Genomic DNA, 13261 nt, shown 5'->3' with positions numbered 1-13261 from the left:
GCTCTCAGGCGTGGCCATCAAAGAGGCTCGTCACCGAGCCGTCCTCGAAGACCTCCTGGATCGCGCGGCTGATCAGCGGCGCGATCGAGAGCACCGTGAGCTTGTCGAACTCGTGCGCCTCGTCGATCGGCAGGGTGTTGGTGACGATCACCTCGACGGCGCTGCAGTTCTTGAGCCGGTCGATGGCCGGACCGGAGAGGATCGCGTGGGTCGCGGCGATGATGACCCCGGCGGCGCCGTCGGCCATCAGCGCGTCGGCCGCCTTGGTGATCGTGCCGGCGGTGTCGATCATGTCGTCGACCAGGACACAGACCCGGCCCTTGACCTCACCGACGACGCGGTTGGCCACGGTTTCGTTGGGGCGGTTGATGTCTCGCGTCTTGTGGATGAAGGCCAGCGGCGCGCCGCCGAGCCGCTGGGACCACTGCTCGGCCACCTTGATCCGGCCGGCGTCCGGTGAGACGACCGCGAGCTTCTCGTCGCCGTACTTCGTGGCGACGTGGTCGGCCAGGATCGGCAGCGCCATGAGGTGGTCGACGGGACCGTCGAAGAAGCCCTGGATCTGGGCCGTGTGCAGGTCGACCGCCATCAGCCGGTTCGCGCCGGCCGTCTTGAACAGGTCGGCCATCAGCCGGGCCGAGATCGGCTCACGACCGCGGTGCTTCTTGTCCTGCCGGGCGTAGCCGTAGAACGGCAGCACGACCGTGATCCGCTTGGCGCTTGCCCGCTTGAGGGCGTCGATCATGATGAGCTGCTCCATGATCGCCTCGTTGATGGGCGTCGTGTGGCTCTGGATGACGAACGCGTCGGACCCCCGGACCGACTCCTCATAACGCACGTAGATCTCGCCGTTGGCGAAGTCGTAGGCGCTCGTCGGCACGAGGTTGGTGCCGAGCATGCTGGCGACCTCCTCGGCGAGCTCCGGGTTGGCCCGCCCGGAGAAGACCATCAGGTTCTTCTCGGTGGTCTTCGTGATGCCGGTCACGCGTTGGCCTGCCCTTCCGTGGAGTCTTCGGTATGCCGCGTGGTTGCAGCTTCTTCGGCCGCCTTGGCGGTCTGCGTGCCGGCGCGGGCCCGGGCGACCCAGCCGTCGATGTTGCGCTGCCGGCCGCGGGCCACGGCGATCTGGCCGGGCTCGACGTCCCCCGTGAGCGCGGACCCGGCCCCGACGTAGGCCCCGTCCGCGACGTTCACCGGCGCGATGAGGACGGTGTCGGACCCGATGAAGCTGTGTCGACCGATCGTGGTCTGGTGCTTCGCGACCCCGTCGTAGTTGGCGAAGATGGTGCCCGCCCCGATGTTGGCGCCCTCCCCGATGACGGCGTCACCGGCATACGTGAGGTGTGGGACCTTGGCGCCGTCGCCGATCTTGGCGTTCTTGGTCTCGACGAAACCGCCGATCTTGCCCTTCGCACCCAGCTCGGTGCCGGGGCGCAGGTAGGAGAACGGACCCACGGAGGCACCCTCGCCGATCACCGCGAGCAGCGCCTCGGTGCGCTTGACCTCGGCGTCCGGGCCGACCTCCGTGTCGGTCAGCGTCGTGTCGGGCCCGATGGTGGCGCGTTCGCCGATGGTCGTGGCGCCGAGCAGCTGGGTGCCGGGCAGGATGGTCGCGTCGCGACCGATGGTGACGTCGCTGTCGATCCACGTCGTGTCGGGGTCGACGATCGTCACGCCGTCGCGCATCCAGCGCTCGGTGGTACGGCGGTTGAGCTCCTTGCCGAGGCGGGCGAGCTGCACCCGGTCGTTGACGCCCTCCGTCTGCCACAGGTCGCCGATGAGGTGGGCACTGACGCGTCCGCCTGCCTTGCGCGCGATGGCGAGGACGTCGGTGAGGTACTTCTCGCCCTGGGCGTTGTCGGTGCCGACCTGGCCGAGGGCGTCGACGAGCACTGCCGCGTCGAAGGCGTAGATCCCGGAGTTGATCTCGGTGATCGCCTGCTGGTCGGCTGTGGCGTCCTTCTGCTCGACGATGCCCTCGACGCCCCCGTCGGCGCCGCGCAGGATCCGGCCGTAGCCGGTGGGGTCCTCGAGGTGCGCGGTGATCACCGTGACCGCACTCCGGGTGCCCACGTGCTCGTCGACCAGGGACCGCAGGGTGTCGCCGGCGAGCAGCGGCACGTCTCCGTAGGTCACCAGGATGGTGCCGTCGAGGTCGGCGGGCAGTGCCTCGAGCGCGCACTCCGTGGCGCGGCCGGTGCCCTTCACCTCGTCCTGGTCCGCGATCACCGCGTGCGGGTCGAGCTCGGCCACGTGGGCGGCCACGAGATCGCGTTCATGGCGCACCACGACGGCCAGGTGCTCCGGGGCGACCGCGCGCGCGGCGGCGATCGCGTGCCCGACGAGGGTGCGTCCCCCGATCCTGTGCAGGACCTTCGGGGTGGCGGACTTCATCCGGGTGCCTTCACCGGCCGCCAGGACGATGACTGCGGCAAGACGGTGCGATCCGGTGGGGGTGCTCACGCGCGAGACTCCAGCGATCTGGTCGGGTGCGACGGGGACGCCGTCATGCTACCCGTCGGTTTGACCGGCTCCCGACGGCCTGCGCGGACCCTTGCGCGCGGGTCCAGGGCACGCATCGCTTCGAATGGTGGGCTGACCAAGAGGAATGTCCTTCGAACGGCGCGCTCGGCCTCATCCAAATGGACTGCATCGGCCTCATGCAACTTGCGTATGCCGTGAGCGTCCGACATGGTAGGGCACTTCGACTGTCCGCGCCGCGCCATGCAGGGTCCGCACGGCGGACAGCTATTCCCCCGAAAACACAGAGACACCCCCCTGGAGACCCTGTGAAAATCTTGACCCTGCCCATCTCCGCCCTCGTCGCGACCGCTTTAGCCGGCGGCGCCTCGGTATCTGCGCTGGCCCTCCCCATGACGGGAGCCAGCTGGGGCCGAACGGGCCACCACTCATCCACGTCCCGAACCGCCGCGGCGACGACCATGCCGGCGACCCAGGTCTCGACGACCGCGGCCAGCCTGAACGGCCAGGTCGGAACCCGTATCCGCGCCAAGGGCGCCTACTTCCAGTGGGGCGCGACCTCCGCCTACGGAGCCTCGACCGCGCTCAAGTCCCTCTCGCGGAGCAGCAGCACCACCGTCCCGGTCTCAGAGCGCCTCGCAGGCCTCCGGAGCGGCGCCACCTACCACTACCGCGTGGTCGTGCCGACGACCAAGGGGACCGTCTACGGCAACGACGTCAGCTTCCAGACCGCGTCGACGAGCACCACGACTCCGACCAGCAGCAGCACGACGCCCACCAGTAGCACGACGAGCAGCACCACGAGCACCACGAGCACCACGAGCACCACGAGCACGTCGAGCACGTCGAGCACGTCGAGCACCTCGAGCACGACGAGCACGCCGCCGACCACGACCACCAGCAGCACCGCGACCTCGCCGGCCGCGTGCACGCCGGCGTGGACGTCGTCCGCCTCCTACGGGTCCTGGAACAACAACGGCTACCTCGTGAACAACAACATGTGGAGCGGAGACGCTGGACCCCAGAGCATCTCGGCCTGCGCGTGGAACCGGTGGTCCGTGACGTCCAACCAGCCGGGCACCGGCACCGACGACTCGGTCAAGACCTACCCGGACACCCAGCGCCACGTCAGCTACCCGCTGTCGTCGCTCACCTCGCTGCCGTCGACCTTCAACGTGACAACTCCCGCAGGGGGAGGCACGGTTCCGGCCAAGGGGAAGCAGTGGAACGCCGCCTACGACCTGTGGCTCGACAACTTCGGCACCGAGGTCATGGTCTGGAACAACTGGACCATGAACTGGCAGTACTGGTACGGGGTCAACCACGGCGTCCAGGCCACGATCGACGGCGTCGCGTACCACGCGTACACCAACGGGTCCGGCCTGTGGTTCATCCGCGACAACGTCACCAACCAGGGCAGTGTCGACCTGGCGCACATCCTGAAGTGGGCTGTTGCCCAGGGTTGGCTGAAGTCGTCGCAGGTGCTCGGCGAGGTCGAGTACGGCTTCGAGGTCTCGTACACCGGCGAGCCGACGACCTTCACCCTGAACGACTACACCCTGTCGCTGCCCTAGCAGGCGGTTGAACGCCAGCACCGGTCATGACCACGCTCTCGGCGTGGGCATGACCGGTGCTGGCGTTTGCGTGTCCGGTGCTGGGGTTCAGGAGGCCGGGGCGGCGGCGGGGCCGGGACCCTGGTACGCCGGGGCGACCGTCGTGGCCTCGGAGGGCATGAGGATCCACAGGATCGGGTAGATCAGGATCTGGCTGCCTGGAATCACCATGAGCAGCAGCACGAAGAGGATCCTGGCCGGCCACGGGGCGATACCAAAGCGTCGTCCGAGCCCAGCGACCACGCCGCCCAGGACGCGCTCGCCGCGCGGTCGGACCAGGCCCTGCTGGGCAAAGGTGGAGTGGATGTCGTTCATGGGTGGAGCACTTCCTTCGGTGTCGCGCCGGGCCTCTCCCGGACTCCTCCACTGTGCGCTCTTGCGACCTCGCCGCCCATCGGGTGCAGCCCTGACCCGACCCCGGTTTGCCCGTCACTGCCCTCGGGGTCGGCGAACGGCCGGGTCAGGGTCGGGGCACTCGCCGGGAGCTGGGCTGAGCGCGGGTTCCTAGGTGCGGCGAAGGGTCACCACAGGTTCAGCACAGGTGCGCCCCCGAGGCTCGCAGCATCTACTCGGCCACAGTGGCCGTGAGCGACCCCTAGGAGCCACCATGGCCAACAGCAGGATCATCACCGGCGCGTGCGCCCTCGTCGGGGCCCTCGGGCTGGTCGCCACGGGCGCCGCCCTGTCCAACGCCGCCTCACCGTCCTCTGCTCCATCGGCCGCCGTCGGGTACGCAGCCAACACCGAGGCACCCGACGGCTCGGCGAACCCCAACAACGACACCCCGGTCACCGGCACCGAGCTCGCCAACGTCAAGGCAGCCGTCAAGGCCAAGGACTCGGCCGTCACTGTGACGTCCGTGCGCAAGGACCCCGACGGCTCCTACGACGTCTTCGGCACCAAGGCCGGTGCCAACGTCATGCTCGAGGTCAGCAAGGACCTCAAGACCATCACCACCAACGCCGGTGGCGGACGCGGGGGTCATGGCCCCGGCGGCGGCCCCGGGGGCGGCAACCACACCCCTGTCACCGGCACCGAGCTCGCGAACGTCAAGGCGGCCGTGAAGGCCAAGGACTCGGCCGTCACCGTCACGTCCGTACGCAAGGACCCCGACGGCTCCTACGACGTCTTCGGTACCAAGGCCGGCGCCAACGTCAGGCTCGAGGTCAGCAAGGACCTCAAGACCATCACGGTCGACACCGACAACCACGGCGGTGGCCCGCGCGGCTGAGGTCTCAGGCTCCCGCGGGCGGGAAATTCGATGTCGGTCACCCACGGCACAGTGATAGACAGCGCGAGTGAAGAACATCGTGGAGTACCAAGACCTGCTGCGGCTGATCGACGAAAGGTCAGCCGCCTTCTGCGCCGCGGTCTCCTCCGCGCCGAGCCTCGACGCGCAGGTGCCGAGCTGCCCCGAGTGGACGCTCTTCGACCTGGTCGAGCACCTGGGCGAGGGGCGTCGCTCGTGGGCAGCCACTGTCGCCGCCGGACCCGACGCAGCCGGAAAGTCCGCGGGAGACGGCGCGCCGGCGCCTCGTGACCGCGAGGCGCTGCTCGTCTGGATGGCCGAGTCGACGCAGCAGCTGGTGGACGCCCTGCACGATGCCGGCCCGGATCGAGGTGTCTGGATGTGGTGGGGCGATTCGCAGTCACCGCCGACCAGCGGTGCCGTCGCCCGGCACCAGGTGCAGCAGATGGCGGTGCACACCTACGACGCCCAGCTCACCGCGGACGCCGCAGAGCCACTCCCGGAGGAGGCGGCGCTCGACGGGGTCGAGGAGTTCCTGTTCACCTGCTGCGCCACGACGAGCGCCTGGCCGCACCAGCCGGCTGTCGTCGACTACCACGCCACCGAGGGCCGCTCCTGGCGCGTCTGGCTCTCCGCCGACGGCGCACGGGCGGCCCGCCTGCCCGACTCCGGCAGCGACGACCCGGACACGGTGGATGCCTCCGCCCGGGGCACAGCCAGCGAGCTGGTCCTCTTCTTCTACGGCCGCATCCCGCCGGAGTCCCTCGAGCTCGGCGGTGACCCACGGGTCTTCGACCAGCTCTTCGCCTGGGACCCCGGCGCCTAGGACCTGGCTCCCCGGGTAGGAATCGAACCTACGTCGCTTGTCCTGATTCAAAGTCAGGCGGGCCCTGCCAGCAGACCAACCGGGGAACGCCCCCTGCGGGGACCCGCCAAGGGTAGCCAAGCACGCGGCATACCTGGGCATCGCCGCCGACACCGATGACAACCTACGGTTCCGTAGGTTACGGTTTCGTACGTTGATGATGCCTCCGTGGCGACGAACCGAAGGAAGGTTCCCCCTGCGATGACGCCCCCCAACTCAGCCGCGCAGACCGCGCCCGCTCCCGCGCAGACGGCGCCGACCACCCAGGACCAGACGCCGTCCGTGGCACCCGAACGGAAGGCCCGAGGCGAACAGGTCGCGCTGGCGCTGTTCATCGGCATCCCGTTCCTGGCGCTGCTCGCGGCGGTGCCCGTCGCCTGGGGCTGGGGCCTCGGCTGGCACGACATCGTGATCGCCGTCGTCATGTATGCCGTTGCGGGGCACGGGATCACCGTCGGCTTCCACCGTTACTTCACGCACGGCTCGTTCAAGGCCAGTCGGGGGCTGAAGGTGGCACTCGCGATCGCCGGCTCCCTAGCCATCCAGGGACCGGTGGTGCGGTGGGTTGCCGACCACCGCCGCCACCATGCCTTCTCCGACCGCGATGGCGACCCGCACAGCCCGTGGCGCTACGGCGAGACGATCCCGGCACTGGCCAAGGGGCTGTGGTGGGCGCACACGGGCTGGCTCTTCGACGTCGAGCAGACGCCGCGAAGCAAGTACGCACCCGACCTCATGGCCGACACGGACCTGCAGAAGGTCGACCGGGCGTTCCCGCTGATCGTCGCCGGCTCGATGCTCCTGCCTGCCGTCGTCGGCGGGCTGTGGTCGATGAGCTGGCAGGGGGCGCTGACCGCCTTCTTCTGGGCGTCCCTGGTGCGAGTCTCCCTGCTGCACCACGTCACCTGGTCGATCAACTCGATCTGCCACACCATCGGCGAGCGGCCGTTCAAGAGCCGCGACAAGTCCGGCAACGTCTGGTGGCTGGCGGTCCTGTCGATGGGCGAGTCGTGGCACAACCTGCACCACGCCGACCCGACCTGCGCCCGTCACGGGGTCGAGAAGGGTCAGGTCGACTCGACGGCGCGGGTCATCTGGGCGCTCGAGAAGCTCGGCTGGGCCACCGACGTCAGGTGGCCGGTGGCCAAGCGCATCGACGCCCGCCGCCTCGCCGCCTGAGGTCTCGCGTCAGGGGGCAGTGGTGAGCAGCCGGCGGAATGCCACGACCTCCGCCTCCTGCCAGTCGGTGTGGTCGTTGCGCCAGCCCTCGCGGTCGCGAAAACCCTTGGTGTCGTTGGCCATCGCGTGCCCGATGACGTCGCTGTCCGCGATCGGGAACCGCCTCTGCAGGTCCTCGACGAGCGCCACGCCCGCGGCCACCTGCGCCCTGCGGCGGAGCACCTGCTGAACCGCCCAGCGGGGGTCGTGACCGCTGGAGGACTGGACGAACTCGATGCCGATGGCGAGGTGGTTCAGCCCCACCGTGTGCCGGCACATCACGGTCGGCGGCACGAGCTCGTGGATGGTCCCGTCCTGGTCGATGACGTAGTGGGCGCAGGTTCCCGGGCGCTCACCCCGGTTGGGCAGGTCCGCCTCGAAGAGCGAGCGAGCGGAGGCGTAGGTGTCGCTCTCCGTGTAGTGCAGGACGATCACGCTCGGATCCAGCCGCCAGGTGCGCGTTCCATAGTGGCGTTCCGCGTATGCCGCGGTCTCGGCCCTGCGCTCGGCACCGAAGGTCAGGTGGTCCGTCACGATCCGTGGCGCAGTGGGGACGTCGAGACCCGGCACGGCCGTGGTCACCGACGGGACCGGCGGTGAGGGAGAAGCGACCGGCGGTGGGGCGGACTCGGCAGGCCCCAGGGGCCCTTGGTCGAGAGCCACACCGAGGAGGAGCAAGGCGGCCACGGCGGCAGCCGACATCGCCAACCGCCGCGCTCCACCGGCATACCGGGCGTTGCCCTTCACGACCACCACGCTACGCAGGCGGCATGATGGACCGTGTGACCGACGCCCACGACAAGACCACCGCCTCCGGCTCCCGCTCCCGCATGACGGGCAAGCAGCGCCGCGAGCAGCTCATCCAGGTCGGTCGGAAACTGTTCGCGGACAAGGGTTTCGAAGGCACGACAGTTGAGGAGATCGCCGCGAAGGCCAGCGTGTCCAAGCCGGTGGTGTACGAACACTTCGGCGGCAAGGAGGGGCTCTATGCCGTCGTCGTCGACCGAGAGATCGCCGCACTGCTCGGGGGCATCACTGGCGCGCTGAGCGCCGAGCTCAACAGTCGCGAGACGCTCGAGCGGGCTGCGGGCGCCCTGCTGGACTACATCGAGAGCAACACCGACGGCTTCCGGATCCTGGTGCGGGACAGTCCTGCCGGTCAGTCGACCGGATCGTTCGCCAGCCTCATCTCCGACGTCGCGAGCCAGGTCGAGCACATCCTCGCGGCCGAGTTCAAGCGTCGCAAGCTCGATCCCAAGACGGCTCCGCTCTATGCGCAGATGCTCGTCGGCATGGTCGCCCTCACCGGCCAGTGGTGGCTCGACTCTCGCAAGATGAAGAAGGCCGACGTGGCGGCCCACCTGGTCAACCTCGCCTGGAACGGCCTCGCCGGACTCGAGAAGAAACCGGGGCTGCTCACCGCGGACTAGCCTGACGGGCATGCGCTCGTTCCTGGTCACCGACGCCGTTCGCGACTACGCCTCCGCGCACAGCTCGTGGCGGCCCGACCCGGTGGTGCGCCGGCTGCAGGAACGCACGCGCGCCCTCGGCGGGCCTGCCAGCATGCAGATCGGTGACGACCAGGGGCAGCTGCTCACCATGCTGGCCCGCCTCGTCGGAGCGCGGTCGGCCGTCGAGGTCGGGACCTTCACGGGGTACTCGAGCCTCTGCATCGCCCGCGGGCTGGCTGACGGAGGCACCCTGGTCTGCTGCGACATCAGCGAGGAGTGGACGGCGATCGGCAGGCAGTCCTGGCAGGAGGCCGGGGTGGCCGACCGCATCGACCTGCGGATCGCACCGGCGCTCGACACCCTGCGGGCACTGCCTGCAGACGCCACCATCGACCTGGTCTTCATCGACGCCGACAAGGGCGGTTACGTGGACTACTGGAACGAGCTGGTGCCCCGGGTCCGGCCGGGCGGCCTGCTGCTGGCTGACAACGTGCTCTGGAGCGGTGAGATCGCAGACGACAGCGCCGCCGGCGACAACCTCGACGCCCTCCGGGCCTTCAACGACCTGGTTGCCGCCGACGACCGGGTCGAGACGGTCGTGCTCACGGCCTTCGACGGACTCACCATCGCCCGCAAGCTCTGACACGTCGCCGATGCCCGCGGGGGCGGGGGTCGGCGTCAGGACTCGACGCAGAACTCGTTGCCCTCGGGATCAGCCATGACGACGAGCTCGCCGTCGCCGCCGATGACGGAGGCGCCCAGGGCCACCAGTCGTTCGACCTCGGCACCGACCGACCCCACGGCGCGCAGGTCGAAGTGCTGCCGGTTCTTCGCGGTCTTGCCTTCAGGGACGCGCTGGAACCACAGGGTGGGACCGCCCCACCCCGCGGGCTCGACCCACGCCCGGTCGTCGGTGCTGTCCTCGTCGACGTTGGAGCCGAGCGCGGCCGCCCAGAAACCGGCGACGAGCAGGGCGCTGGAGCAGTCGAAGGTCACGGATTTCACGAAGGAGGTCATACCCCGACCGTAGAACGTCTCGCGCTCCAGGGGCAGCAAGGAGCTCTGGCCCCGACCCTTTACCCGGTTCAGACCTCCGGTCCGCCACCGTCCCGGCGATGGGCCACGGCGAAGATGCGGCGGAACGGAAAGATCACGCCTATCGGCGTCCGCGGGTATGCCGCGCGCAGCCTCGCGTCGTAGTCCGCCAGGAACGCCTCGCGCCGGGTCTCGTCCGTCAGTGCGTCGAGCACGGGTCGCAGCCCGGTCCCGCGCACCCACTCCAGGACCGGGTTCGCCTGTCGCGCCTCGGGATCGAGGACATGCTGGTAGGTCGTCTCCCACCCGTCGACCTCGAGTCCGACACTCCCGAGCAGCTCGACGTAGGCGGACGGCTGCTCGACGGCCAGCCGATCGAGAGCGGGTCGGAGGAGGTCGGCGTCCGGGTGGTCGCGGGCGACGTCGCGCATCAGCGCGTGCGAGGGGGCGTCGAGGTTGCCCGGCACCTGCATCGCCAGCCATCCCCCGGGAGCGAGGGCAGCCGCCCAACGGGTCAGGAGGTCGAGGTGGCCCGGCACCCACTGCAGCGTGGCGTTGGTGACGATGACGTCCGGGGCCGCCCCCAGGGTCATCGGATCCCATTGCGCCACATCGGATTCCACCCACTCGATGCGATCGGTCACATCCAGGGACCGTGCCACCGCAAGCATCTGGGGGGAGTGGTCGACGCCCACGATGCGGGCGTCGGGCCAGCGCTCGGCGAGTGAGAGGGTCAGCGGACCGTTGCCGCAGCCGAGGTCGACGACCAGACGAGGATGCCTCGCACCGACGCGCGCCAGCAGGTCGCCGAACGGACGCGACCGGTGGTCGGAGAACTTGGCGTACTGCTGGGGATCCCACGTGGTGCTCATGACGGCGACCTCTCAACGGTTGTCTTGACATCAAGATACTTGACGGAAGGTAGAGTTGTCACCATGTCGACTCCCCCGCCCGACGACGTCGACCGGATCGTCGAGGCGTGGCGTCGTGAGCGCCCGGACCTCGACGTGGCGCCGCTGCAGATCCTGTCCCGCGTCTCCCGGCTGGCCCGACGGCTCGACCTGGACCGCGTCCAGGCCTTTGCCCGGCACCAGCTCGAGGGGTGGGAGTTCGACGTGCTCTCGGCCCTGCGGCGCGCTGGTTCGCCCTACCAGCTCTCGCCCGGCCAGCTGATCCGCCAGACACTCGTCACCAGCGGCACGATGACCAACCGCGTCGACCGGCTCGAGCGCCGCGGGCTGGTCGGTCGCACGCCCGACCCCCACGACCGCCGCGGCGTCATCGTGCGCCTCACGCCGACGGGGCAGCGCACCGTCGACGACGCCATGGCCGACCTGCTCGACCGCGAGCGCGACCTGCTCGCAGAGCTGTCGAGCAGTGACCGCGACGAGCTGGCCGCCATGCTGCGACGCCTGCTGTCCCCTTTCGAGGCCTGAGCCGACTCGGTCGAGAGTGCACGACACGCTGACGACCGGGCTGCCCGTTCAGCGTGTCGCGCACTCTCGACGCGGCCACCCCCAGGACGAACGCGAGCTCAGCCGACGATCTCGGCTGCGGCCAGCCACTCCAGCTCGAGCCCCTCACGCTCGTCGACGATCTCGCGCAGCTGGCCGTTCAGGGTGAGCACCTTGGCGTGGTCCGTCGCCGACTCGGCCATCTCGGCGTGGATCCGGTCCTCGCGCTGCGCCAGCCGGGCGAGCTGTTTCTCGATTCGCGCCATGTCCTTGCGGGCGTCGCGCAGCTCGGCTGGGCTGTTCGTGACAACCGGGGCAGGTGCCGCAGGTGTCTGCGCCGAGCTGGGTGGGGTGGGCAGCGTCGGCGCGGGGGCGGCTCGTCGCAGCTCGAGGTACTGCTCGACGCCACCGGGCAGCTCACGGAGCTTGCCGTCGCCCATCAGGGCGAGCTGCTTGTCGCACGCCCGCTCCAGCAGGTAGCGGTCGTGCGACACCACGAGCAACGTGCCCGCCCAGCCGTCGAGGACGTCCTCCAGGGAGGTCAGCGTCTCGATGTCCAGGTCGTTCGTCGGTTCGTCCAGCAGCAGGACGTTCGGCTCGTCCATCAACAGCCTGGTGAGCTGGAGCCGGCGGCGCTCGCCACCGGACAGGTCCGAGACGCGAGTCTGCTGGCGACCGCCGGTGAAGCCGAGCCGTTGCGCGAGCTGCGACGCGCTGATCTCCTTGCGTCCGAGACGGATGTACTTGCGGACGTCCTCGATCGCCTCGATGACGCGCCAGTCGGCATACCGCTCCAGCTCACGCACCTCCTGGGTGAGGTAGGCGAGCTTGACGGTCACGCCCTCCTTCCGCTTGCCCGAGGAGAGCGGGACCTGACCGGCGATGGCGCGCAGCAGGGTCGACTTGCCGGCGCCGTTGACGCCGACGATGCCGACGCGCTCGCCCGGAGCGAGGTGCCAGGTGACCCGGTCGAGCAGCAGCCGCTCACCGAGGGTCACCGACGCGTCGACGAGGTCGACGACGTCCTTGCCCAGCCGGGTCGTGGCGAACCGCATCAGCTCGACGTCGTCGCGCGCGGGTGGTTCGTCGGCGATGAGGGAGTTGGCCGCGTCGATGCGGAACTTCGGTTTGGTGGTCCGCGCCGGCGGACCGCGTCGCAACCAGGCGAGCTCCTTGCGGAGCAGGTTGTCGCGCCGCTCGGCGGTGACCGCCGCCATCCGCTCGCGCTCGGCCTTCGCGAGGACGTAGGCCGCGTAGCCACCGTCGAAGGCGTTGACCTTGCCGTCGACGACCTCCCACGTGGTCGTGGCGATCTCGTCGAGGAACCACCGGTCGTGCGTGATGGCGACGACGGCGTTGTCCGGGCGGGCACGGTGGCGCACCAGGTGTTCGGCGAGCCAGGCCACGCCCTCGACGTCCAGGTGGTTGGTCGGCTCGTCGAGGAACAGCACCGTGGGGTCCTGCACCAGCAGCGCAGCCAGTGCGAGGCGCCGACGCTCCCCACCGGACAGGGGCCCCACGAGCGCGTCGAAACCACCGACGGCCTCCGCACCGATCCCGCCGAGGAGCCCCGTGAGGACGTCGCGGATGCGAGGGTCGCCGGCCCACACGTGCTCGGCCAGGTCGCCGAGGACCGCTTCGTGCACGGTGTGAGCGGGGTCGAGGACGTCGTCCTGGGCGAGGACGCCGACCCGCGACACCCCCGCGTGGGTCACCCGACCCGAGTCGACCTGGAGGTGGCCGGCGAGGACCCGCAGCAGCGTGGTCTTGCCGCCACCGTTGCGTCCGACGACACCGATCCGGTCACCACCGAGCACGCCGAGGGAGACCTCGTCGAGCACGTGGGCGGTGCCGAGGGCGAGGGTGGCGCGCTCGACGCTGATGAGGTTGGCCAT

The 13261-nt window shown here is 69.8% G+C and carries 15 protein-coding genes and 1 tRNA gene; 7 read left to right on the top strand and 9 right to left on the bottom strand.

Going from position 1 to position 13261, the window contains the following annotated elements; genetic code table 11:
* Nucleotides 1-4: 4 nt before the first annotated feature.
* The 3 genes from AC1DWP_RS11815 to AC1DWP_RS11805 all read right to left on the bottom strand — a co-directional run bounded on the left by AC1DWP_RS11815 (nt 5) and on the right by AC1DWP_RS11805 (nt 3412).
* Nucleotides 5-985 (bottom strand): ribose-phosphate diphosphokinase, encoded by a 981-nt coding sequence (locus AC1DWP_RS11815; protein ID WP_477614670.1) that lies wholly within the window; start codon nt 983-985, stop codon nt 5-7.
* A complete protein-coding gene (gene glmU, locus AC1DWP_RS11810; protein WP_477614669.1) occupies nt 982-2463 on the bottom strand; it encodes a bifunctional UDP-N-acetylglucosamine diphosphorylase/glucosamine-1-phosphate N-acetyltransferase GlmU in 1482 nt (493 codons plus the stop codon). The genes AC1DWP_RS11815 and glmU overlap by 4 nt, the downstream gene beginning before the upstream one ends.
* Nucleotides 2464-3184: 721 nt before the next feature.
* Nucleotides 3185-3412, bottom strand: coding sequence for a hypothetical protein (locus tag AC1DWP_RS11805; RefSeq protein WP_477614668.1), 228 nt, complete (start codon nt 3410-3412; stop codon nt 3185-3187).
* 55 nt (nt 3413-3467) lie between these two features.
* On the opposite strand from AC1DWP_RS11805, the gene AC1DWP_RS11800 reads away from it, so the two are divergent.
* A complete protein-coding gene (locus tag AC1DWP_RS11800; protein WP_477614667.1) occupies nt 3468-4055 on the top strand; it encodes a glycoside hydrolase family 12 protein in 588 nt (195 codons plus the stop codon).
* An 87-nt stretch (nt 4056-4142) separates the two neighbouring features.
* Here AC1DWP_RS11800 and AC1DWP_RS11795 read toward each other — a convergent pair whose 3' ends face one another.
* Nucleotides 4143-4409: a PspC domain-containing protein gene (locus AC1DWP_RS11795; RefSeq protein WP_477614666.1), complete on the bottom strand. Its 267-nt coding sequence runs from the start codon at nt 4407-4409 to the stop codon at nt 4143-4145.
* Between the two features lie 292 nt (nt 4410-4701).
* On the opposite strand from AC1DWP_RS11795, the gene AC1DWP_RS11790 reads away from it, so the two are divergent.
* Entirely contained in the window at nt 4702-5325 is a 624-nt protein-coding gene (locus AC1DWP_RS11790) for a hypothetical protein (RefSeq protein ID WP_477614665.1), read from the top strand.
* A gap of 67 nt (nt 5326-5392) precedes the next feature.
* A complete protein-coding gene (locus tag AC1DWP_RS11785; RefSeq protein ID WP_477614664.1) occupies nt 5393-6169 on the top strand; it encodes a maleylpyruvate isomerase N-terminal domain-containing protein in 777 nt (258 codons plus the stop codon).
* A 4-nt stretch (nt 6170-6173) separates the two neighbouring features.
* Here AC1DWP_RS11785 and AC1DWP_RS11780 read toward each other — a convergent pair.
* A tRNA-Gln gene (locus AC1DWP_RS11780) sits at nt 6174-6255 on the bottom strand.
* 154 nt (nt 6256-6409) lie between these two features.
* On the opposite strand from AC1DWP_RS11780, the gene AC1DWP_RS11775 reads away from it, so the two are divergent.
* A complete protein-coding gene (locus AC1DWP_RS11775) occupies nt 6410-7387 on the top strand; it encodes an acyl-CoA desaturase (RefSeq protein ID WP_477614663.1) in 978 nt (325 codons plus the stop codon).
* Between the two features lie 9 nt (nt 7388-7396).
* Here AC1DWP_RS11775 and AC1DWP_RS11770 read toward each other — a convergent pair whose 3' ends face one another.
* The gene (locus AC1DWP_RS11770) at nt 7397-8173 is read right to left on the bottom strand and encodes an N-acetylmuramoyl-L-alanine amidase (protein WP_477614662.1); all 777 of its coding nucleotides are present in this window, start codon (nt 8171-8173) and stop codon (nt 7397-7399) included.
* An 83-nt stretch (nt 8174-8256) separates the two neighbouring features.
* Between AC1DWP_RS11770 and AC1DWP_RS11765 the strand changes: the two genes are divergently transcribed.
* On the top strand, nt 8257-8856 hold the full coding sequence (locus AC1DWP_RS11765) for a TetR/AcrR family transcriptional regulator (protein WP_477615295.1): 600 nt from the start codon (nt 8257-8259) through the stop codon (nt 8854-8856).
* Nucleotides 8857-8866: 10 nt separating this feature from the next.
* A complete protein-coding gene (locus tag AC1DWP_RS11760) occupies nt 8867-9520 on the top strand; it encodes an O-methyltransferase (RefSeq protein WP_477614661.1) in 654 nt (217 codons plus the stop codon).
* A gap of 35 nt (nt 9521-9555) precedes the next feature.
* Here the strand turns inward: AC1DWP_RS11760 and AC1DWP_RS11755 are convergent, their stop codons facing one another.
* Together AC1DWP_RS11755 and AC1DWP_RS11750 are read right to left on the bottom strand one after the other, a co-directional pair.
* Nucleotides 9556-9894: a VOC family protein gene (locus AC1DWP_RS11755; protein ID WP_477614660.1), complete on the bottom strand. Its 339-nt coding sequence runs from the start codon at nt 9892-9894 to the stop codon at nt 9556-9558.
* Between the two features lie 68 nt (nt 9895-9962).
* Nucleotides 9963-10784 carry a methyltransferase domain-containing protein gene (locus tag AC1DWP_RS11750; protein ID WP_477614659.1) on the bottom strand — a complete coding sequence of 274 codons (822 nt, stop codon included), beginning with the start codon at nt 10782-10784 and terminating at the stop codon, nt 9963-9965.
* A 63-nt stretch (nt 10785-10847) separates the two neighbouring features.
* On the opposite strand from AC1DWP_RS11750, the gene AC1DWP_RS11745 reads away from it, so the two are divergent.
* Nucleotides 10848-11348, top strand: a complete 501-nt coding sequence (locus tag AC1DWP_RS11745) for a MarR family winged helix-turn-helix transcriptional regulator (RefSeq protein ID WP_477614658.1) — start codon at nt 10848-10850, stop codon at nt 11346-11348.
* A 98-nt stretch (nt 11349-11446) separates the two neighbouring features.
* Here AC1DWP_RS11745 and AC1DWP_RS11740 read toward each other — a convergent pair whose 3' ends face one another.
* Nucleotides 11447-13261 carry an ABC-F family ATP-binding cassette domain-containing protein gene (locus tag AC1DWP_RS11740; RefSeq protein ID WP_477614657.1) on the bottom strand — a complete coding sequence of 605 codons (1815 nt, stop codon included), beginning with the start codon at nt 13259-13261 and terminating at the stop codon, nt 11447-11449.

This window comes from Pedococcus sp. P2_F6, from assembly GCF_056403675.1.
This window is presented reverse-complemented; position numbering and strand designations above follow the sequence as displayed.

Bases quoted from the DNA above. Each gene is read 5' to 3' on its own strand.
- AC1DWP_RS11775 (WP_477614663.1), top strand. From the start codon at position 6,410: ATGACGCCCCCCAACTCAGCCGCGCAGACCGCGCCCGCTCCCGCGCAG.
- AC1DWP_RS11790 (WP_477614665.1), top strand. From the start codon at position 4,702: ATGGCCAACAGCAGGATCATCACCGGCGCGTGCGCCCTCGTCGGGGCC.
- AC1DWP_RS11765 (WP_477615295.1), top strand. From the start codon at position 8,257: ATGACGGGCAAGCAGCGCCGCGAGCAGCTCATCCAGGTCGGTCGGAAA.
- AC1DWP_RS11745 (WP_477614658.1), top strand. From the start codon at position 10,848: ATGTCGACTCCCCCGCCCGACGACGTCGACCGGATCGTCGAGGCGTGG.
- AC1DWP_RS11740 (WP_477614657.1), bottom strand. From the start codon at position 13,261: ATGGCCAACCTCATCAGCGTCGAGCGCGCCACCCTCGCCCTCGGCACC.
- AC1DWP_RS11755 (WP_477614660.1), bottom strand. From the start codon at position 9,894: ATGACCTCCTTCGTGAAATCCGTGACCTTCGACTGCTCCAGCGCCCTG.
- AC1DWP_RS11750 (WP_477614659.1), bottom strand. From the start codon at position 10,784: ATGAGCACCACGTGGGATCCCCAGCAGTACGCCAAGTTCTCCGACCAC.
- AC1DWP_RS11795 (WP_477614666.1), bottom strand. From the start codon at position 4,409: ATGAACGACATCCACTCCACCTTTGCCCAGCAGGGCCTGGTCCGACCG.
- AC1DWP_RS11760 (WP_477614661.1), top strand. From the start codon at position 8,867: ATGCGCTCGTTCCTGGTCACCGACGCCGTTCGCGACTACGCCTCCGCG.